At 66.0% G+C, this 18,895-nt stretch carries 20 protein-coding genes and 1 pseudogene; 14 read left to right on the plus strand and 7 right to left on the minus strand.

Going from position 1 to position 18,895, the window contains the following annotated elements:
* Positions 1-39 precede the first annotated feature (39 nt).
* Complete coding sequence (locus JK358_RS15535) at positions 40-993, minus strand: ROK family protein (protein WP_232851292.1); 954 nt, start codon at positions 991-993, stop codon at positions 40-42.
* Positions 994-1,004: 11 nt separating this feature from the next.
* Entirely contained in the window at positions 1,005-1,949 is a 945-nt protein-coding gene (locus JK358_RS15540) for an SIS domain-containing protein (RefSeq protein ID WP_201948206.1), read from the minus strand.
* Between the two features lie 119 nt (positions 1,950-2,068).
* Between JK358_RS15540 and JK358_RS15545 the strand changes: the two genes are divergently transcribed.
* The 11 genes and pseudogenes from JK358_RS15545 (at position 2,069) to JK358_RS15595 (ending at position 12,601) form a co-directional block, all read left to right on the plus strand.
* The gene (locus tag JK358_RS15545; RefSeq protein WP_307817540.1) at positions 2,069-3,322 is read left to right on the plus strand and encodes an extracellular solute-binding protein; all 1,254 of its coding nucleotides are present in this window, start codon (positions 2,069-2,071) and stop codon (positions 3,320-3,322) included.
* Positions 3,319-4,215, plus strand: a complete 897-nt coding sequence (locus tag JK358_RS15550; RefSeq protein ID WP_232851293.1) for a carbohydrate ABC transporter permease — start codon at positions 3,319-3,321, stop codon at positions 4,213-4,215. The genes JK358_RS15545 and JK358_RS15550 overlap by 4 nt, the downstream gene beginning before the upstream one ends.
* Positions 4,212-5,099, plus strand: coding sequence for a carbohydrate ABC transporter permease (locus JK358_RS15555; RefSeq protein ID WP_201948208.1), 888 nt, complete (start codon positions 4,212-4,214; stop codon positions 5,097-5,099). The genes JK358_RS15550 and JK358_RS15555 overlap by 4 nt, the downstream gene beginning before the upstream one ends.
* Before the next feature lie 22 nt (positions 5,100-5,121).
* Complete coding sequence (locus tag JK358_RS15560) at positions 5,122-5,910, plus strand: DeoR/GlpR family DNA-binding transcription regulator (protein WP_201948210.1); 789 nt, start codon at positions 5,122-5,124, stop codon at positions 5,908-5,910.
* A gap of 264 nt (positions 5,911-6,174) precedes the next feature.
* Positions 6,175-7,785 (plus strand): CocE/NonD family hydrolase, encoded by a 1,611-nt coding sequence (locus tag JK358_RS15565; RefSeq protein ID WP_201948212.1) that lies wholly within the window; start codon positions 6,175-6,177, stop codon positions 7,783-7,785.
* Positions 7,782-9,413, plus strand: a complete 1,632-nt coding sequence (locus tag JK358_RS15570; protein ID WP_201948214.1) for a beta-N-acetylhexosaminidase — start codon at positions 7,782-7,784, stop codon at positions 9,411-9,413. The genes JK358_RS15565 and JK358_RS15570 overlap by 4 nt, the downstream gene beginning before the upstream one ends.
* Positions 9,410-10,216: an esterase/lipase family protein gene (locus JK358_RS15575; RefSeq protein ID WP_201948216.1), complete on the plus strand. Its 807-nt coding sequence runs from the start codon at positions 9,410-9,412 to the stop codon at positions 10,214-10,216. The genes JK358_RS15570 and JK358_RS15575 overlap by 4 nt, the downstream gene beginning before the upstream one ends.
* Positions 10,217-10,302: 86 nt before the next feature.
* Positions 10,303-10,746, plus strand: a complete 444-nt coding sequence (locus JK358_RS15580) for a DUF4254 domain-containing protein (RefSeq protein WP_201948219.1) — start codon at positions 10,303-10,305, stop codon at positions 10,744-10,746.
* Between the two features lie 280 nt (positions 10,747-11,026).
* Positions 11,027-11,670: pseudogene (locus JK358_RS15585) on the plus strand (dihydrofolate reductase family protein).
* 94 nt (positions 11,671-11,764) lie between these two features.
* Positions 11,765-12,250 carry a DUF4265 domain-containing protein gene (locus tag JK358_RS15590; protein ID WP_201948221.1) on the plus strand — a complete coding sequence of 162 codons (486 nt, stop codon included), beginning with the start codon at positions 11,765-11,767 and terminating at the stop codon, positions 12,248-12,250.
* A gap of 36 nt (positions 12,251-12,286) precedes the next feature.
* On the plus strand, positions 12,287-12,601 hold the full coding sequence (locus JK358_RS15595) for a hypothetical protein (RefSeq protein ID WP_201948223.1): 315 nt from the start codon (positions 12,287-12,289) through the stop codon (positions 12,599-12,601).
* A gap of 141 nt (positions 12,602-12,742) precedes the next feature.
* On the opposite strand, the gene JK358_RS15600 is transcribed toward JK358_RS15595, so the two are convergent.
* The 3 genes from JK358_RS15600 to JK358_RS15610 all read right to left on the minus strand — a co-directional run bounded on the left by JK358_RS15600 (position 12,743) and on the right by JK358_RS15610 (position 14,621).
* Positions 12,743-13,081 (minus strand): hypothetical protein, encoded by a 339-nt coding sequence (locus JK358_RS15600; protein ID WP_201948226.1) that lies wholly within the window; start codon positions 13,079-13,081, stop codon positions 12,743-12,745.
* An 89-nt stretch (positions 13,082-13,170) separates the two neighbouring features.
* Complete coding sequence (locus JK358_RS15605; RefSeq protein ID WP_201948442.1) at positions 13,171-14,100, minus strand: LysR family transcriptional regulator; 930 nt, start codon at positions 14,098-14,100, stop codon at positions 13,171-13,173.
* A 2-nt stretch (positions 14,101-14,102) separates the two neighbouring features.
* A complete protein-coding gene (locus JK358_RS15610) occupies positions 14,103-14,621 on the minus strand; it encodes an SRPBCC family protein (RefSeq protein ID WP_201948228.1) in 519 nt (172 codons plus the stop codon).
* A gap of 483 nt (positions 14,622-15,104) precedes the next feature.
* Here JK358_RS15610 and JK358_RS15620 point away from each other — a divergent pair, with 483 nt between their 5' ends.
* Complete coding sequence (locus JK358_RS15620) at positions 15,105-15,563, plus strand: hypothetical protein (protein ID WP_201948232.1); 459 nt, start codon at positions 15,105-15,107, stop codon at positions 15,561-15,563.
* 325 nt (positions 15,564-15,888) lie between these two features.
* Here JK358_RS15620 and JK358_RS15625 read toward each other — a convergent pair whose 3' ends face one another.
* Both JK358_RS15625 and JK358_RS15630 read right to left on the minus strand, forming a co-directional pair.
* The gene (locus tag JK358_RS15625) at positions 15,889-16,293 is read right to left on the minus strand and encodes a hypothetical protein (RefSeq protein WP_201948235.1); all 405 of its coding nucleotides are present in this window, start codon (positions 16,291-16,293) and stop codon (positions 15,889-15,891) included.
* 9 nt (positions 16,294-16,302) lie between these two features.
* Entirely contained in the window at positions 16,303-16,725 is a 423-nt protein-coding gene (locus JK358_RS15630) for a hypothetical protein (protein WP_201948236.1), read from the minus strand.
* A 542-nt stretch (positions 16,726-17,267) separates the two neighbouring features.
* On the opposite strand from JK358_RS15630, the gene JK358_RS15635 reads away from it, so the two are divergent.
* Both JK358_RS15635 and JK358_RS15640 read left to right on the plus strand, forming a co-directional pair.
* Positions 17,268-18,482 (plus strand): helix-turn-helix domain-containing protein, encoded by a 1,215-nt coding sequence (locus JK358_RS15635; RefSeq protein WP_232851294.1) that lies wholly within the window; start codon positions 17,268-17,270, stop codon positions 18,480-18,482.
* A gap of 55 nt (positions 18,483-18,537) precedes the next feature.
* Entirely contained in the window at positions 18,538-18,843 is a 306-nt protein-coding gene (locus JK358_RS15640) for a nuclear transport factor 2-like protein (protein WP_201948239.1), read from the plus strand.
* Positions 18,844-18,895: the final 52 nt, after the last annotated feature.

The following is an 18,895-nucleotide window of genomic DNA, read 5'->3' on the forward strand; positions in this document are numbered from 1 at the left end:
GCAGGTCTTGTCCGCCGGGGCGACACCGATTGCGCGGGCTCATGTCAGGGATCCGTGGCGAGCGAAGCGGGCCGCGCCGACCAGACCTGCGCGAGCACCGTATTCGCCGATGACGACCTGCGGTCCGGGGATGACGCGGAGCCGGTCGGTGAGCGCGTCGTGGAGTCGTTCGGCCAGGATCTCGCCCGCGCCCGCCAGGCCGCCGCCGAGCACGATCGCCTCGGGGCAGACGGCGTGTACGACGCCCACGAGCCCATCGGCGAGCGCGTCGACGGCGTCGGCGACCACCGCCTGGGCATCGGGGTCGGTCGCGATCATCGCGAAGACATCTGCCGCACTGGAACATTCGCTTCCGGTGCGGCGTGCGTAGGCGCGGGCGATGGCGGCGGCGGAGGCGACCGTCTCGACGCAGCCGATATTGCCGCAGGGGCAGGGGATGCCGTGGGTGCGGCGGACGGGGATGTGGCCGTACTCGCCGGCCTGCCCGATCGCGCCGCGAACGAATCGGCCTGCCACCGAGAGAGTTCCGCTGATACCGGTGCCGATGATGATCACGCAGACGGTATCGCGGTCGCGGCCACCGCCGAAACGCCATTCGGCCCAGCCCGCCGCCGCCACATCGTGTTCGATGAGGACGGGCATGCCCCAGCGGTCGGTGAAGCGGGTGCCGACCTCCACGTCGCGCCACCCGACATTCGCGCTGAACACCGCGATTCCACGCGCCGAGTCCACGACGCCGGGCAGCAGGACAGCGGCACGGCGAACCCGCGTCCGGGCGGCGTCCGGCAGCGTTGCCAGCAGTTTGTCGCCGAGTTCGATCATCGCGTCGAACGCCGCTTCGCCGCGCGGGGTCGCGACCGCGTTGGCGGCGAGCACTGTGCCTGCGGCGTCGGATATCTCGGCCTTGATCGTGGTGCCGCCGACATCCAGGCCCAGTACCAGATCATCCGCTCCCACCACCAGATCATCGCCGCCGGTTGTCGTGCTGCGCATCGGCTTTCCTGTCATGAACCGAGGATGACCGAGCGGCTCAGGCTGCGTGGGTGATCGGGGTCCAAACCAAGGTCGGCGGCCCGGCGGACGCACAGGCGTTGCACGCGGACCAGATCGGCGAGGGGGTCGATGTCGCGGTGTTCGAAATGAGCGCCGGTGGCGGTGATTTCGGTGGCGAACCCGGCGGGTAGCGCACCCAGGCCCCAGACGACGCGGCCGGGGGCTGCGATGCTGATGGGGCCGTGACGGTATTCGGTGGCGAGGTAGGACTCCGTCCACGATTGGCAGGATTCACGTAGTTTGAGCGCGGCCTCGTCGGCGAGGGCGGCGGCGAAACCCATTCCGACGAATGTGATCTGGTCGGCGTAGCGCACCGCGTGCAGCGCGGTGGCCTCGTCTTCGGCCAGCACCGCGTTCGCCTGGGCGATCACGGGTGCGAGATCCTCCCCGAAGTGCCGACGCAGGATGGCCAGAGTCGTTGTGGCGAACCGGGTCTGCACCACGGATTGTTCGTCGGCCTCCTCGATCAGCAGCGGTGCGCCGAGCTCGAGCACGGGTGTGCCCGCGCTGGAACTGATCACCGTGCGCGCCGCCCCCGGCGGCAGCGCGCGCATGGCTTCGATCACCTCGGTGGTGGTGCCGGAGCGGCAGATCACCAGGTATCGGTCGTACTCGCGCCCGCCCGGCATCTGCCCGGCCGGCCAGGCGTCGGTGGCCCCGTGCCCGGCCCGTTCCCGCAGTGCCGCCACCGCCCTGGCCATGAAAAACGATGTGCCACAGCCGATCACCGCGACCCGTTCGCCGGGTGCGGGCAGCAGCGCGCGGTGGTCGGCCGCGAGGGATTCGGCGCGCGCCCACAGCTGCGGCTGGGTGGCGATCTCGGCGGCGAGGTGGGAGGCGGGGCTGGAATCGGGAGAGGTCAGCACCACAACAGAGTGCGCCCGGTGATCGTTCATGTCAAATTTACGGCTGAACCAGTCAAAAACGATCACCAGTGCGTTAGATTCAGATCAAACGCCCGATCGGTCCGCGCATACAGCGTTCGGCCCGGCGGGTGCGATTGAAAGGTTTGTTCGTGAAAACTCCATTTCGCCGCGTTCTGGCCGGAGTCGCGATGCTCACCGCGGCGGTGCTCGCGACCACGTCGTGTGGGTTCGGCTCCGATGACTCCGACGACAAGGACCCGAACTCCATCGCCCTGCTGGTGCCCAGCTACAGCGACGGCCCCACCGGCACGAAGGCCCTGTGGGACGGCATCATCGCCGGATTCCAGAAAGAGAACCCGGACCTGAAGGTACGCCTCCAGGTCGAGTCGTGGGACTCGATCAACGATGTGGTGCGCACGAAACTGCAGTCGCAGTCCACCACCCCCGACATTCTCAACATCGACGCCTACTCGACCTTCGCCACCGACGGCCTGCTCTACCCGGCGAAGGACATCGTCTCGGAATCCGTTCTGGCCGATATCGATCCGGGTTTCGCGTCGAACGCCTCCATCGACGGCACCCAGTGGGCGCTCCCCCTGTTCGCCTCCACCCGCACGCTCTTCTACAACACCGACCTGTTCGCGCGCGCCGGTGTCACGACCCCGCCCAAGACCTGGACCGAGCTGACCGACGCGGCCAAGAAGATCCAGGCCCTCGGCGGCGGCATCTCCGGTTACGGCCTGCCGCTGGGTTCGGAGGAGTCGCAGGCGGAAACCTCCATCTGGACCTTCGGCGCGGGCGGCAACTGGTCGGACGCGGGCAAGCTCACCATCGATTCGGCCGCCAACCTGAAGGGCGTGCAGGCCATGGCGGCGCTCGCCTCCTCCGGTGCGACACAACCGAATCCGGGCGCGACCAACCGCAAGGACGTGCTGAACTCCTTCATCCAGGGCCAGATCGGCATGGTGGAGGGTCTCCCGCCGCTGCTGGGCATGATCGCGGAGAAGAACCCGAACCTGAAGTACGCCACGGCTCCCTCTCCGACCGAGACCGGCTCCCCGGTGACCCTCGGCGTCGCGGACCATCTCATGGCGTTCAAGAAGGACGGCGCGAAGCAGGCCACCATCAAGAAGTTCCTGGACTACTTCTACGCGTCGGCCAACTACACGAATTTCGTGAAGTCCGAACGCTTCATCCCGATCACCAAGTCCGGTCTCACCGCGCTGGCCGACGACCAGGTGACGAAGATCTTCGGCCCGACCCTGCCGGTGGCCCGCTTCTACCCGAGCAACAACCCGAAATGGGGTGCGGCGCAGGGCGCGATCCAGCAGCAGATGGGCACCATCACCCAGGGCGCGGACCCCGCCTCGGTACTCGCCAAAGTCCAGCAGGCCGCGAGTTGACCAGGGGCAGAAGCAGATTCACGGCGGGGCTGTCGGCCCTGCCGTGGATCGGCCCGGTACTGATCCTCATCGCGGCGATCGTCGCCTTCCCGGCCGGCTACATGCTGTGGACGAGCACCCGTGATCTGAACGCCTACGGTCAGGATCGCGGCCCCGCCGGACTCGCGAATTACCGTGCGCTGTTCCGCATTCCGGAGCTCGGCTCGGTGCTGTGGCACACGGTGGTGTGGGTGGTCGCGGTGGTGGCGCTCACGCTGGCGCTGTCCCTGGCGCTGGCGCAGTTCCTGAACAAGGATTTCCCGGGCCGCACGGCGGTGCGCCTGGCGGTGCTGGTGCCGTGGGCGGCCTCGGTGGTGATGACCACGACCATCATCTACTACCTGCTGGACCCGAATATCGGTCTGGCGAACCGCTTCCTGGTCGATATCGGCCTGCTGGATCGCGGGTACGGCTTCACCAAGCAGCCGGGTCCGGCGTTCCTGGTGGCGATCGGCGTGGCCGTGTTCGTCTCCATCCCGTTCACCACCTACACGATTCTGGCCGGGCTGCAGTCGATTCCGGCCGAGACGCAGGAGGCTGGCCGGGTGGACGGCGCGAACGCCTGGCAGCGCTACCGCTTTCTGACGCTGCCGCAGCTGCGTCCGGCGATCGCGGTGGCGACCATCGTGAACATCATCAACGTGTTCAATTCGCTGCCGATTCTGCAGGTGATCACCGGCGGCATCTCCGGCTTTTCCGCGGACACCACGACTACGCTCACCTTCAAGCTGATTCGGCAGAACCAGCAGGTCGACACCGCGGCGGCGATGAGCGTGCTGAATTTCGCGCTCATCGTGGTGATCATCGCCGTATATGTGAAGGTGGTCCGCCCGACCGAACAGGTGGATGCATGACGACTGTGCTCACCCGCCCCGCGGATCCGCCCGCCGCGACGGAAACGGTTGCGCCGCGGCGGAAACGACGCCGCTGGGATCTGACCGCGGTCGGCGTCGCACTGGCCGCGATCTTCCTGATCCCCTACATCGTAATGCTGCTCGGTTCGCTGAAGTCGCGGCCCGAGATCCTGCGCATCCCGCCGACGTATCTGCCCGAGCAGTGGCGGCCGGGCAACTACGCCACCATGTGGGACACCCCGGAGACGCCGCTGCCGTTCAATCTGGCGAGCACGATCATCATCTCCGGGTTCGCCACGCTGCTGGTGCTGGTGGTGGCGATTCCGGCGGCGTATTACACGGCGCGCAAACGGTTTCCGGGGAAGGCGGCGTTCCTTGCGCTGGTGCTGATCACCCAGATGCTGCAACCGACGGTACTGGTGACGGGCCTGATCCGGGAGTTCTTCACGCTCGGCATCACCGACACCTGGCTGGCCATGATCCTGGTGAACTCGGCCTTCAACCTCTCGTTCGCGGTGTGGATCATGCATTCGTTCTTCGCCGCCGTGCCGGTGGAGATCGAGGAGGCGGCGGCGCTGGACGGCCTGTCCCGCCGGCAGACGCTGCTGCGGGTGAGCCTGCCACTGGTGTGGCCGGGCATCGTCACCGCGACCATCTTCACGGTGGTGGCCTGCTGGAACGAATTCGCCGCCAGCCTCGTGATTCTGACCACGCCGGAGAATCAGCCGCTGTCGGTGGCCTTGACGAAGTTCATCGGCCAGTACGACACGTCTTGGCAATATGTCTTCGCGGTCTCTACGGTCGGCATCGTGCCTGTTGTCATTCTCTTCGCGCTCATCGAGAAGCGCCTGGTCGCCGGTCTGACGGCCGGGAGCGTGAAATGACCACACCGACCGAAGGGCGGAAATGACGACAGCGGCCGATCGACCGCAACGCTGGAATCGCCTGCTGGAACTGCTGGCGGAGTCCGGGCGGCTGTCCGTGGAGGAGGCGTCCGAGCAGCTCGGCGTCTCCGCCGCGACCGTGCGCCGCGATTTCACCGCGCTCGCCGAACAGCAGCTGGCGACGCGCACGCACGGCGGCATCGTGGCGACCTCGGTTGCCTATGAATTGCCCGCGCGGTATCGGCACGGCGACGAGGCCAAGCACCGGATCGCCGAGTACGCGGCCGGCCTGATCGATCCGCAGTGCGTGGTCGGCATGAACGGCGGCACCACGACGACGGCGGTCGCGCGCGCACTCGCCGGGCGCTCGGATCTGTCGAATTCGGTCGACGAGCAGTTGACCATCGTGACCAACGCGCTGAACATCGCGTCGGAGCTGGTGTTGCGCCCGCACCTGCGCACGGTGTGCCTGGGCGGCACGGCCCGGCGCGAATCCTATGAGCTGTACGGCCCGCTGGCCGAACGCTCTCTGGCCGAACTGCGTTTGGACGCACTGATTCTGGGCGTCAACGCCATCTCCGCGGAGGGCGGGGCGCAGTGCAAGCATCTCGGCGAGGCCGGGGTGAACGCCGAAATGGTCCGGCGCGCGGGCGAAGTCATCGTGGTGGCCACCTCCGACAAGCTCGGGCGCACCGCGCTGGCCCGTATCTGCCCCATCGGCCAGGTGCAGCGCCTGGTCACCGACACCGAGGCCGATCCGGAGGCGGTGGCGGAGCTGACGGCCGCCGGGGTGCACGTGGATCTGGTCTGAACCTCCGAATTTCCGGAAGCCGCTCGGCGTTTGCCGGGCGGCTTCTTCATTGCCCTACACAAGGGTTTGTGATTGTTAATGATTGATTTCGCCATATACAACGCATAAACGAGCAGATACTGTACGAACACACCCCGTTCGACGGCAGGACATCCGCATGACCCAGCTCCCCGACCCCGATGTGCTCAGCACGATCCTCGGCTATCTGGCCATGGCCCCGAACTCCCTCCTCCACAACCTCGGCCTGCTGCTGGGAGCCCTGCGGTGACGGCCCGCGCCCGTTTCCGGAGGCGGTTGTTCTGCGCCGTCGCCGCCACCGCACTCGTCGGCGGGGCCGCCACGCTCGCGGAAGGTCCGGCCGGCGCGGTGCCCATCCCCGGCGGGCAGATCACCACGCTGTGGATTCCGGGTGCGGGCGGCGTGCGGCTGAACGCGGTCGTCACCGCGCCGCCGGATATCGCCACCCACAAGAACCCGCTGGTACTGCAGCCATCCGGCTGGGGCATGCCCGCCATGGGCAGCATCGGCTCGGCCTACAAGCTTTCCAGCGGTGAGAGTTTCGTATCCATCGAGTACACGGCACGCGGCATGTACCTGTCCGAGGGCGAGGTGGATATGCTCGGCCCCACCGACGCCGCGGACGCCTCCGCCATCATCGACTGGGCCATCGCGAATCTGAATGTCGATCCGGATCGCATCGCCGTGGCGGGCGGGTCGTACGGGGCGGGCATGGCGCTGATCGCGGCCGCGCAGGACCCGCGGATCAAAGCCGTCGTCGCGGATTCACCGCCCACCGATATCGGGGAGGCGCTGGCGCCCAACGGGACTCCGAAGACCGGCGGTCCGATCGCGCTGGCGCTGGCGGGCGTACAGACGAATCGGTTCACTCCGGATCTCGTCGCGCGCGGCCTGCGGATGATTCTGGACGGTGATGCCTACGCTCTGCAGGGCGTACCCAACGAGCACCTGCTGGCCGATGCGATTCCGAAGTTGAACGCCAACGGCACCGCCGTCTTCCTGGCGCACGACTGGCAGGATTCGCTGCTGCCGTCCGGGCTCGCGTACACCATGTTCGACGAGCTGACGGGGCCGAGGATGCTGTACATGCAGGCGGGCGATCACTCCACCGGCGGTGGCCCGGGGCAGGTGGCCGGATTGCCGAACGCAGTGTGGGACACCGGGATTCGATGGCTCGACCACTACGTGAACGGCGCGGACAACGGTATCGACCGGGAGCCGTCGGTGAACCTGGCCCCGGCCAACGGCGGACTCGACGCCGCGTACCTGCGATTCGATTCGGCCGCCGCGGCGATGGCGGCAGTACGCTCCTTCCCGCTCTCGGCTCCGGCCACCGGGGTGATGGGCGCGGATCCTGGCGAATCCTGGAGTCAGCCACTGGTTTCCGGCCCGACCACCGCCGTGGCGGCGGTGCCCTACGTGAGCGGCGTCGCGGCGCAACTGGGCATCGCCCCGGCCATTCCGCTCGGCGGGGTGGACCGCGCCCTGGCCGGCGTCTGGCGCACCGAGCCGTTCGCGGCGGGCGGGGTCGTATCCGGAGCGCCGCGAGTGAAACTCACCGTGCTGCCGCAGACCTCGGACCTCACCCTGATCGGCATCCTCTACGACGAGGCCCCGGACGGGACCGGGAAGTCGATCGGCTACGCGCCCATCACCCGGCACGGCCTGACGCCGGGCGCGCCGAACGAGATCGCCTGGGAGCTCGCCGCGACGTACTGGAATCTCGCACCGGGACACCGGCTCACGCTGACGGTGACCACGCAGGATCCCATCCCGTTCACCAGCTCCACCCCGGTGGGCAGCGTGAACGTATTCGCCGCACCATCGGTCGTGGAGATCCCGGTGGACGCGGCATGAGGTCCCGGCCACGCCCCACCACTGACCCGCGTGTCGCCCTGTTCTCGAAATCACGCGCCGCACACCCATCGGCTTCCGCCGCCCTCTCGAAACTGGCGCTGGCGCTGCTCATATCGCTGCCTACACCGCTGTACCTCCCGGCGACCGCCCAGGCCGAGAACTCCATCGCGCTACCGGCGACCGTCCCGGCTGTGCGCGAGTGGCGTTCCGGTGCAGGTGGTTTCGACCTTCCCGCCACGGCGCGGATCGTGGCATCCGGCGGAGCCGACGCTGTCGCCGCGCGGTTCGCCGGAGATCTGGTCCGCGCGGGGCGGGACGCTGTCGCGGCGTCCGGTCCCGCGCGGGCCGGTGACGTGGTGGTGCGCGTCGACCCGTCCGGCCCGGCCGCGGCCGAGTCCTACCGCATCGAGATCGGCGACACGGTCACCGCGACGGCCCGCACCGACGACGGCGCGCGGCACGCGACGCAGACTCTGCTGCAATGGTTCTCACAAACCACGCGAATCCCGCAGGGTGTGGTGACCGACTGGCCGGACTATCCCGAGCGCGGGCTGTCCCTGGACGTGGGCCGCGAGTACATGACCGTCGGATTCCTCCGGCAGCGCATCCGCGAGCTGGCCTACTACCGGATGAACGTGCTGCACCTGCATCTCTCGGATACAGGCGGGTTCCGTTTGGCGAGTTCGAGCCATCCGGAGATCACCGCGCCGCAGCACTACACCAAGGCGGAGATCGCCGACATCGTCTCCTACGCCGCCGAATACGGCGTCCGCGTGCTCCCCGAGATCGGCTTTCCGGCGCATATGAACGGCATTCTCGGCGCACACGAGGAGTTGAAGCTGCGCGCACACTCCACCAGCCCGGTCGACGCCGTGACCGACGGGCTGCTCGCGGGCAGCACCGAGGGCAAGATCGACATCTCGCTGCCCGCGTCCCGGCAGCTGATCGAGGATCTGCTGCGCGAGTTCGTGCCGCTGTTCCCCGGCGACTACTTCCATATCGGCGGCGACGAATACATCAAGGACTTCAGCCGCTACCCGCAGCTGACCGAATACGCGCGGGCGAGCCTCGGCCCGGAGTTCACCGGGGAGGACGCGGTGGCGTCATTCTTCAACTGGGCCAATGGAATCGTCCGCTCGTACGGGAAGACCGCCCGCATGTGGAACGACGGAATCCCGCACGGCGGCAGGATTCCCGTGGATTCCTCGATCCTCGTCGAATACTGGGCTGCCGGTGACGGTCTGCTGCCGTGGGTCGGCAGCGGCTACACGCCGGCGGATGTCGTCGACGGCGGGCACCGGATCATGAATTCGGGTTTCACGCCGACCTATTGGGCCAGCGGCGGCTATGCCGCGCCGTTGAACGCGCCGCCGGAGGTGCTCTACGCCTGGGATCCGGGCCTGTTCGTGGACGGTTCGCGGCTGCGGCCGGATCAGCGCGCCATGCTGACCGGATCGAAACTGCATGTGTGGTGCGATGATCCGACGGCGATGACCGAGGAGCAGATGGTCGGGCCGATCCGAGCCCGGCTGCCGATCATGGCGCAGCAGCTGTGGTCGGGGACAGGCGGGGCCGGCTATCCCGAGTTCACCGAATACGTTCGAGCAGTGGGGATCCCCTCGTCATGAAACGACTGCTGACGGCCGTCGCGGCGGTGGCCCTGTGTGCCGCGACCGGCGCACCGGCGGGCGCGGATCCGTCCGCATCAGTGCTGGATGAACCGGCTGCCTGCGTCCCCACGGCGAGTCACCCGTACCCGGTGGTGCTGCTGCACGGGACGATGGATTCCGGTTCGGCGTGGAATGCGCTGTCTCCCAGGCTGGTAGCGGCCGGGTACTGCGTGTACGCGCCGACCTACGGCGCGTATCCGTCCGTGATTCCGGTGGGCGACGGCGTGGCAGCGGTGGAGGGGTCCGCTGCCGCGGTGTCGTCGTATATCGATCGAGTGCTGGCCGTCACCGGCGCTGCCCGGGTGGATATCGTCGGCCATTCGCAGGGTGGGACCATCACCGAGTACTACGCCAAGAATCTGGGCGGGGCCGCCAAAGTGCGGGCCGCCATCCTGCTGGCGGTGGCGACGCACGGTACCGATCTGCTCGGGCTGGCCACGCTGGCGAATCGGTCGGTGGTCCTGGACGGCGTGGTGAATCAGGCGGTGCTGCCGTCGTTCTGCCCGGCCTGCATCGACCTCGAGGCCGGGTCGCCGTTCATGCGGGCACTCGGCGCGGGTCCGATCGCGCAGCCTGGGGTGCGCTACGCGGTGCTCGCGACCCGGGACGATCTGGTGGTCACACCGGCGGGTGCGGCGTCCTTCATCGAGGAGCCCGGAGTGACAAATCTGTTCGTTCAGGACCTGGGTGCGGGCACCGTTTCACACAAGGACATGCCATACGAGCCGGTCGTCATGGACTGGGTGATGACGCAGCTCTGACACCCCGTGCCACAGTTGGACAGCGACCCGCATTCCGATTGAATTTCGTTGCCAATCGGAGATATTCGCGTAGCACGATGGCCGTCGTGCATCCGCTTCCAGCCAAACAGCTGCTTCTGCAGGCGTGCCGTGGCCTGCCTCCCGCCGATCATCCGGTGCTGCGCTGCGCCGGTCTACTCGCGGATCTGCACGAGCGACGACTCTCGGCCGCAGCGGGCGCCACCGGCCACATCGATCACCACCGCGCCCAACTGGTCCACGACATCGACACCTGGGTCGCGATGGAACTACCCAAAGCGCCCCGCGACGCGCATCTGCACACCGAAACCGTGGGCACGGTCGTCGACCGGCTCGCCCAGTTCTCGGCTCTCGCCTACCTGACGCTGGTCGCCGCACAGGACGACGCTGTGCACGATGCCGCGCAGCGGCTCACCGAACTGGCCATCGCCTACGAGCATCTAGCCGGAGATCTGGCGGCGGGCCGCCGCAGGCTGCCGAATCTGACCGGCACCCAGCAGTACGAGGACTGAACAGTCTACTCGAGAACGAGGATGGCCAACGGCGCGCCCGGCAAGGGGAGCGGGCGCGCCGCCGACACAGCACAGATGGACCATCCGCATAATCCACCGTCGAGAATCCGCTCGGCCGATCCCGACGCCCGTAAGCATTCGCCCCCAAGCTTCCAGGCTGCTTCAGCCAAGCTGTGAGTTACCTGGGAGCCTCGCCCAACCCCTTGCGCGTACCGATGAGTTTCCCCGGGCCACGCCGTCACAATGACCGCCAGCAGTCTGCAACCAGGAAGGTTCGGTCATGCCCCAGTTGGTCCGAGTCCACAACTTCACCATCTCCAGCGACGGCTACGGCGCCGGTGAAGGCCAGAGCGCCGCACACCCCTTCGGCCACGCCAACCCCGCCGACCTCTTCTTCTGGGCGGGCGCCACCGCCCACTGGCCCAACCGCACCGACCCGGGCGGCACCTACGGCCTCGACGACTACTGCGCCCGCGACTTCACCAACAACATCGGCGCGGAAATCATGGGCCGCAACAAATTCAGCCCCCACCGCGGCCCCTGGGAAACCACGACTGGCAGGGCTGGTGGGGCGAAACCCCGCCCTTCCACACCCCCGTCTTCGTCCTCACCCACCACCCCCGCCCCTCATTCACCCTCTCCGACACCACATTCCACTTCATCGACGCCTCCCCCAAAGAGGCCCTCGCCCAAGCCTTCGAAGCCGCCGACGGCAAAGACGTCCGCATAGGCGGCGGCGTGGCCACAGTCCGCCAATTCCTCGAAGCAGACCTCATCGACACCCTCCACATCGTGGTCGCCCCCGCCACCCTCGACCGCGGCGAACGCCTCTGGACCACCCCCGAAGACCTCACCGACCGCTACCACCTCGAAGCCATCCCCAGCCCCAGCGGCGTAACCCACCACTTCTTCTGGCGAAAGTGACCGATCCCGGCAGCGGCCACCCCGCCGCTGCCACCCCGGAATCTCCCCCATGATCTCGGCTGGATGTCGCGAGAAGGTGTGCCAGGATCCATACATGTCCGATGACCAGAGCGCCTGCGGCAGTACACACGTCCAGGTGATCGCCGGCGCAAACGCCGCCGGCGAACCTGTCTACGAAGTACTGCCCGCAAAGCTCCTGGAACACAACGACTATGAGATTCTCGGCAGCCCCGCCCTGACCTACGATTTTGCCGCCGGAGACCACCTTCGAGTGTTCGACGACGGCCGTTTCGAAGTACTGCGCCGCGGTGGAAACCTCTGCCTGAGGGCCTACCCGAAGAGTTCGCCACCTTCCGACGTCGGGATCAGAACACTCACTGCGGCATTCGACCGGCTAGGCGGAGTGGTCGAGATGCCGTCCGACCGACGATTCATCGTGATCACGGTGCCGGTCACAGCCGGTTTCGTCGCGATCCAGGATGCGATCGAAGGATGGGCGACCGAGCACGGCTGCGTGTGGGGGTACGGCAACGTCTACGACGAAGACGACAACCCTCTTGACTGGTGGATCACCACTTGAGTGGGGACAGGCAGTGAGGGAGACTGGCGGATCGACGTGTCCGCCTCACCGGTCGACCCACAGTTCCCGATCGCCCGGCAAACCATCGGCCCCCTCACCGTAACCAAAGGGGAGCAGATCGTCGTGAACCACGAAAACCTCACGACGACTGCCAATTCGAGAACCAACGCATCGACGCACCAGGACTGGTACGGCTCCGCCATCGACCTGCCCAACGGCAACTACGCGCGCACCATCAGCCAACTCACAGAACCCGAACTCAGCAGGACACACGACGGCCCAGACTTCCACCTCCAACTCATCCCCGGTGAGACCCCGAACTGGACCACCACTGCCTGGTTCGCCCTCTGACCCGACATAGCGCTCAATTTCCGCTCACCAGCAGATCAATACGTTCGCCGGCGCTCAGATCGACGCAGCCAGTTGATCTTCCGATACCCCGCGCCGGCCGCTTCGGTCAGCGCGATATGCGGCAATGCAGGATGTTCGGTCTCAGGCCGACGGCAACCCCGGGGTCGTCGCTCTAATCTCCTTGCGCTCCTTGGTCAGCACCAATGCGCCGTGGGTCATCGCGACCGGTCGCACTGGGCCCTTCCATCCGCACCAACCGCCGCACTCGGCGACATCTTGGCTCTCGACGCGGTTGTCGTCGAACTCTGCGGTGATGTGCCACGCGCGAGCTGGATGCCTGCAGATGGGGCATTTGCCGAAGTAGTTGAGAATCTCCTGCACCTCAGAGGCGATGACACCTCGTTCGTGACCAATCACCCTGACCACCTCCCAGCCCGAGACTATTTCGGTCAGCCAGCAACGGTCCTCCGAAGCAGACATGTCTCCGATCACATCTGCCGCGGATCGGCCGGTCCGAACAGGCTTGTAAGCGGCAGAGTAGTGCGTTCGGTGGTTGGTTCAGGTCTCGACTATGCATTGCGGAGCGACGCTCGGCGCTGGCCGGCGTCATCGCATTTTGCGGCTTCGGTGATCGTTTCGGCGAACGGTTTCACGAGGGGGTTCCTTCCCGCGGTCGGCCACAGGAGGCCGTAGTCGATCGGGGGTGCGTCGTGCAGGGGTATGACGACGGTTTGTGGCCAGTCGAGAAGGGCTCCGGCCTGCAATGCGATGGCGCTGACGGCGGTGCCCTGCCTGGTGTGGACCAGCACTTCGGCGCAGAAGTTCGTGGTGGGTCCGTGGGGGATCGGCCGGCCTGTGGGGGTGCGCTGTGGAAAGTGGTGGTCCATCCAGTATCGGGGGACGAGTTCGTCGGCGATGGTGATCAGTGTTGTGCCGGCCAAGTCCTCCACCGAGACCGTGTCGCGTTCGGCGAACGGATGCAGCCGGGACATGAGCAATCCGCGTGGTTCGGAGTAGATGATCGGTCCTGTGGTGATGTCGGGTTCGGCGATGGGGAACTCGCTGAGTTGCAGATCCACTGAGCCTGAACGCATGCGGCCGAGTGGGTCGGTGAGCGGGATCTCCTCGATCTCGACAGTGATGTTCGGGAACCGGCTTCGAAAGAGCTCCGCCGCCCGCGCAACCAGATTCCCGCACCAGGGCGTGGAGAACCCCACCGTGATCGTACTGTCGGCCCCTCCTGCCTGCCTTGCCGCGAGGACGCTGGCCATGATGTGATCGTAGGCGGGCCGTAGCTCGTCACGCAGTTTCTTGCCCAGTGGGGTGAGCCCGACGGTTCGATTGTTGCGTTCGAACAGTGGTGCGTCTATGCGGCGCTCCAGTTTTCGGATCACCTGGCTGACGCGTGCGGTCGAGACGTTCAGTCGTGCCGCCGTCCTGCCGAAGTGCAGTTCCTCGGCGAGGGTGAGAAATGCCTCCAGTTCGAGACGTTCCAGCATGCTCACGGTCGGCTTCTGCTTTCGGCCAGTTGGACGAATTCGGTTACCGCTGTGGGCACTTCCTCACCGAAGATGTTCTTCAGTACGGGCAAGGAGATCAGCGACAGCGGCCCTCGGGTCTCCAGACGCCATGTGACCTCGTAGCGACCGTCCGCTCGGTGTTCGATGGTGTGGTGCCAGTCGGTATGGGTCCAGAGCAGGCTCTGGAATCGGTCGGTGAAGCTCACTTTCGGTGTCACCTCGACGATTTCGTATCGCACCGGGTCCTGTCCCTCGACCTTGACAGTGCCCGATGTACCCGCCTGGAACGGTCCGTCGATATCGATGTACTGCAGACCGCGATCCCATTCGGTACGCGCGGGCACATCGCTCCACAGCTCCCACATGACATCGGGGTCCGCCTCGGTCACCCGGGTGACGGTCACGATGTGCGAATCGCGCAGCGAACCGAGCACCGCCAGCACCGCGGCGACGACGAGAAGGAGGAGCGGTATGCCCAGCGCGAGGTGGCGACGACTCATGGCGCTTCTTTCGTTCGGCCCTTCACCAAGAGCGGCTGATACATATGTGTCAGACGTTTGTATCACACAAACGTCTGAGAACATGAGTCGACTCAACCGGCTGGTGTACGCACAGGATTCGGCAATATGGTCCGAGTTCGGCCAGGCGATCCGCCGGACTCGGACCGTAGATCTTTCGGCTGCCCCAGGCCGGCCGGTTCGGTCAGCGCGACCAGCGGCATGACAGTGCATTGGTTCAGCAGTTTGCCAGCGGAATCCCAGCGTGATGGCCTCGAGTTTCGCCCAGAACGCCGTATCGCCGGGCACCATATTTTGACTGTCCGACCGTAAGCCGACCCGTCCGTCGAGATTCGCGCAGGACGTCCACTTGCCCGGCATGCTGGCAGGTCTCGGCGAGCAGGTACAGCAAGATCAACCCGAGGGGACAAGCTGAGCCCGTCCCGACGTACTCGATGAGCTGGTCACCCGACTAGCCTTCTGCCCGTGTCAGTGAACCTCGATGTCCAGTTCCGCCTGTATCTCAGCAACCGCGAGCAAGCCGACGCTGTCAAACTGGCGCTCGACGACTTTTTCGAGCATGAGCTTGAGGGCGAGGTCGAGACCTACTGCCGCGAAAACAAAAAATCCAGCGACTTCCCGTGGATCGTGTACGGCCTGTCGTACGACTCCATCATCATCAGCCGTGGCTGGCTGTGGGCACCGCGAATCGAGGAAGATTTCCGGGCGTGCGTCGCTGCCATCGCACCTGACGTACCAAACTTACTAGTCTGGTTCGACGTCTACGATGTCGATGACGAACGTCTCAATCCGACAATCTCGAGCAAGCTCCGACGAAGCTTGCTCGCGTGGTTGCCGAAGTCCGACAGAGCATACTTCCGGGGCCCAGCCGGTGCTTGCTACCGAATGCTCTGGCAGAGCCTGCGGTCCAGGTTCGAGACCTAACAGACCGAGCCCAGCAAAGCTCGATAGCGGATCCACTAGACCAAGGGCTGGTCGGGCCGCTGACTGCGGATCCGACCCGCCTGCGGGGGCGTGGTGGTCTTCGCCCTGACCAATGGTCTGGTTGAAGAGGCTTTGGGGCTGATGGATTGATATCTCGAGCGGAACCGATTCCACAAGTGGGACTCCGCGGAACCGGTCCGCGCGGCTGGTCTGCGGCCTCGACATCCTGTAATCGGCAGAATAGTGCGTTCGAACTGCCCGGATGAATATCAGATGACAGTGAAATCGCCAGCCATGTGCGGGCTTTGGTCGACTTCCTGGATGGTCAGGGGATTGCGGTTTCGTGGACGGATTGCCAGAGGTAGCCGTCGGGGGCGGTGAGTAGGACGGCGGTTACGCGGCGGGCCGTGGTTTCGGCGGGGGTGTGGTGGGTTTCGCGGAAGCGGATCACTACCGTGTCGCTCACGCGGTTCAATTCGATGAGCTCGTCGATCTCGATTCGAAGTCCGGGAACCGCGTTCCGCGCTTCGCGCAACCCGGCCAGGAGGGGTTCGCGCGCGACGATCGAGCCGTCGGTGCTCACCATTGTGAGGTCCGGATGTTGTGCTGCGGCAAAGCGTTCGAGTACTTCGTATGAAGCCTCTGTGCCCAGCCAGGCGGCGAGGTCGGTGTGCAGGTTCTGTACCGCGGTGACTATGGCCGCGTTGTCGGCTGCTCTCTGGTCGGTCACAGCACGAGCCTACGGGTGCGGTCGCGGGCGCGGCTGACATCGGATTGCGGCTTCGTCGGTATCCACGACTTTGATGGTTCCTTCGAGCTCGCCGTCCTCGTAGCTGTGGATGGTGATCCGCTTCGCGCCCTCGGTGCAGTAGATGTCGACGACTTCGGCGATGGCCTGGATATTGCATCCGCCCACGTGGTCTGAGTGCGGTACCAGAATCAGCTCCGCGTCCGCCAGTGCGACGAGTTCGAGAAGCTGTTCTATCGCGTCATCGTCGAGCTGGGTGTTTCGATAGGCGATGGCGGTCAGGTCGAGATCGAGTCGTGCCGCTATCCGATGAAGTCCGGATTCATCGTCTCGCCAAACTCGTTGGGGCAGATCGCGTCTGACGAAGCCTATCGCCCGGTGGCTGGTCGGCCGAGCGTGTCCCTCGAACCCCATCACGCCCCCTCCGTCGAATACTCCTGGTACACGGCTGCCCGTGCAACGAGTCGCCCCCTGTCGGTGGCTCGCCACGCCGCCGGGCTCCGGTAGTTCCGGTGGGCGAATCCGCCTCGTTCCAGGCGGGCGAGTGCTCGAATCGTCGTCGTGTGCGCAAGTCCCGACTGTGCGCGAATTTCGCTGGCAGTCAACGCTTCCGTGGGTTCGAGCGGGCAGAGAATGCCGAGCACTTTCGCCTCCCGTTCAGTCAGCGCCATGTCGCACCCCCTTGGGATTTCGAGTGACGGGACTCGGATTCCAGCCGTGTGCGGATCTGGTCGACGGTCGCGCCGTGCCAGTGCTGCGCAGTGGGGCTCGTGCGTAGTGGCGCGGATATTCCAGCAACGACCACCAGCGCGAGAAGCGTTATTGCCAGGATGATTTCCATGTCGTGTCTCCAAGTCCCCGGTATGGATGGAGGCATCCGTCGCCGAGCTCGCAGGACCAGAGATTGAGGACTCCGGTGTCGGATGTAACTCTGACGGTAAGGCTGTGCGGGGTGCATGGCCCCGGCTACGGTGTTGACAGACTGTTCACAGAGTCTCTGGGACGAGGGGACCATGGAACTCGGGGCAATGTTGAAAAGCGCGCGTGAGGTTGCTGGCATCGGCCTGCGCGAAGTGGCGCGCCAGACGAATTACACGCCTTCGTATCTGAGCATGGTCGAGAAGGGGACACGACCGGCGCTTCCCGAGATTGTTGCCGCGTATGAGAGGGTGCTCGGCCCTGACGCGATTCTCACCGACGGCCGCACGGACGGCGAGCTCGAGGCGCTCGCATGGGCGCAGCGAGTCTCCTCGTCGGATGTCGGCGGCGGCGTCCTCGAAGGGCTGGAGCGCAGGGTCGACGATCTCGCGTCGGCTTATACGAACACCGCGCCAGGCGAACTGCTCGTCGAGGTCGCGCAGCACCTCCGGCTCGCCGGGCGCATGCTGGACGGGAAGACAACGCTCGCGCAGCATCGACGCCTTGTTGTTGCGGTGGGATGGCTGTCGGTGCTCGCGAGCACCTGTCATATCGATCTCGGCGAGTTGCGGGCCGCCGACGCGCGGCTCGGAGTGGCGAAGGGAATCGCGGCAGAGGCGGAGCATCGGGAGATCGCGGCGTGGATTCTCGAAACCCGAGCCTGGCAGAAGTTGATCAGCGGTGATTTCGTTGCCGCGGTGGAACTTTCGCGTGCGGCACAGGACGCCGCGCCGCGTGATTCATCGGCCTACATTCAGGCGACCGCGCAGGAGGGCCGGGCGCTGGCCAGACTCGGCGATCCGGCCGGTACTCATTTCGCATTGCGTCGGGTCGCAAGCTTGGTTTCCGGTATGGGCTCGCCCGACCGGCCGGAGCATCACTTCCAGTACGACCCCGCGAAATCGGATGCCTACGTCGCCACCACACTCGCATGGCTCGGCGACCCGGCGGCCGAGTCTCACGCCCGGCACGTACTCGCCGACCTCACCTCGGCAACTCCGACCCGGCCGCGCCGAATCCTCACGGCGAGTATCGATCTCGGCCTGGCCCTGGTTGCCGCGGGCAAGCCGGATGAGGCCGCGCACGTCGCGCTCGGTGCGGTCACCTCCGGGCGGCTTGTCCCGTCGAACATCTGGCGCCTGTCCGAGGTGGTGGACCGAATCGGGCAGCGTGACCAGGCCGACGCCGCGACCGTCCGCGTCGCAATCCGTGACACTTATTTCGCCGACTCTCGCCTCCGGCCGAGCCGCTAGACTCGATCGGGTTGTTCCACCCTGCTCATCTCCATCGGAATCGAGAGGGAATCGGATGACTCAACTCGATCGCACCGTGCAGAAGTTCGTGGACGCGGTGAACGCACATGATTCGTCGGCCTTCTTCGCCACCCTGACCGAGGACGCCAGCATGTCCGATGACGGGAACGAGCGGAATCTCGCCCAGTGGACGGACTCGGAGATCTTCGAGACCAATGGGCGGATGAAGGTCGAGTCGGTGGCCAGTCCGACGGAGTTCGTGGCCGATTACAGCAATGATCGCTGGGGTGCGATGCGGACGGCGTGGCGGTTCACGGTGCGGGATGGTCTGATCAGCCGATTCGAGACCGGCCAGGCCTGATCTCACCGAGCGGGGGGATGGCTGAGTGCGTGATCCGAAACGGGGCTAGTCT

It is taken from the genome of Nocardia acididurans (genome assembly GCF_016741815.1).
GTDB classification, from domain to species: domain Bacteria; phylum Actinomycetota; class Actinomycetes; order Mycobacteriales; family Mycobacteriaceae; genus Nocardia; species Nocardia acididurans.

What these genes read in the sequence shown, in the direction of transcription:
- JK358_RS15535 (WP_232851292.1), bottom strand. Translation starts at nt 993, where the DNA reads ATGCGCAGCACGACAACCGGCGGCGATGATCTGGTGGTGGGAGCGGAT.
- JK358_RS15540 (WP_201948206.1), bottom strand. Translation starts at nt 1,949, where the DNA reads ATGAACGATCACCGGGCGCACTCTGTTGTGGTGCTGACCTCTCCCGAT.
- JK358_RS15555 (WP_201948208.1), top strand. Translation starts at nt 4,212, where the DNA reads ATGACGACTGTGCTCACCCGCCCCGCGGATCCGCCCGCCGCGACGGAA.
- JK358_RS15560 (WP_201948210.1), top strand. Translation starts at nt 5,122, where the DNA reads ATGACGACAGCGGCCGATCGACCGCAACGCTGGAATCGCCTGCTGGAA.
- JK358_RS15570 (WP_201948214.1), top strand. Translation starts at nt 7,782, where the DNA reads ATGAGGTCCCGGCCACGCCCCACCACTGACCCGCGTGTCGCCCTGTTC.
- JK358_RS15575 (WP_201948216.1), top strand. Translation starts at nt 9,410, where the DNA reads ATGAAACGACTGCTGACGGCCGTCGCGGCGGTGGCCCTGTGTGCCGCG.
- JK358_RS15590 (WP_201948221.1), top strand. Translation starts at nt 11,765, where the DNA reads ATGTCCGATGACCAGAGCGCCTGCGGCAGTACACACGTCCAGGTGATC.
- JK358_RS15600 (WP_201948226.1), bottom strand. Translation starts at nt 13,081, where the DNA reads ATGTCTGCTTCGGAGGACCGTTGCTGGCTGACCGAAATAGTCTCGGGC.
- JK358_RS15605 (WP_201948442.1), bottom strand. Translation starts at nt 14,100, where the DNA reads ATGCTGGAACGTCTCGAACTGGAGGCATTTCTCACCCTCGCCGAGGAA.
- JK358_RS15610 (WP_201948228.1), bottom strand. Translation starts at nt 14,621, where the DNA reads ATGAGTCGTCGCCACCTCGCGCTGGGCATACCGCTCCTCCTTCTCGTC.
- JK358_RS15630 (WP_201948236.1), bottom strand. Translation starts at nt 16,725, where the DNA reads ATGGGGTTCGAGGGACACGCTCGGCCGACCAGCCACCGGGCGATAGGC.
- JK358_RS15635 (WP_232851294.1), top strand. Translation starts at nt 17,268, where the DNA reads ATGGCCCCGGCTACGGTGTTGACAGACTGTTCACAGAGTCTCTGGGAC.
- JK358_RS15640 (WP_201948239.1), top strand. Translation starts at nt 18,538, where the DNA reads ATGACTCAACTCGATCGCACCGTGCAGAAGTTCGTGGACGCGGTGAAC.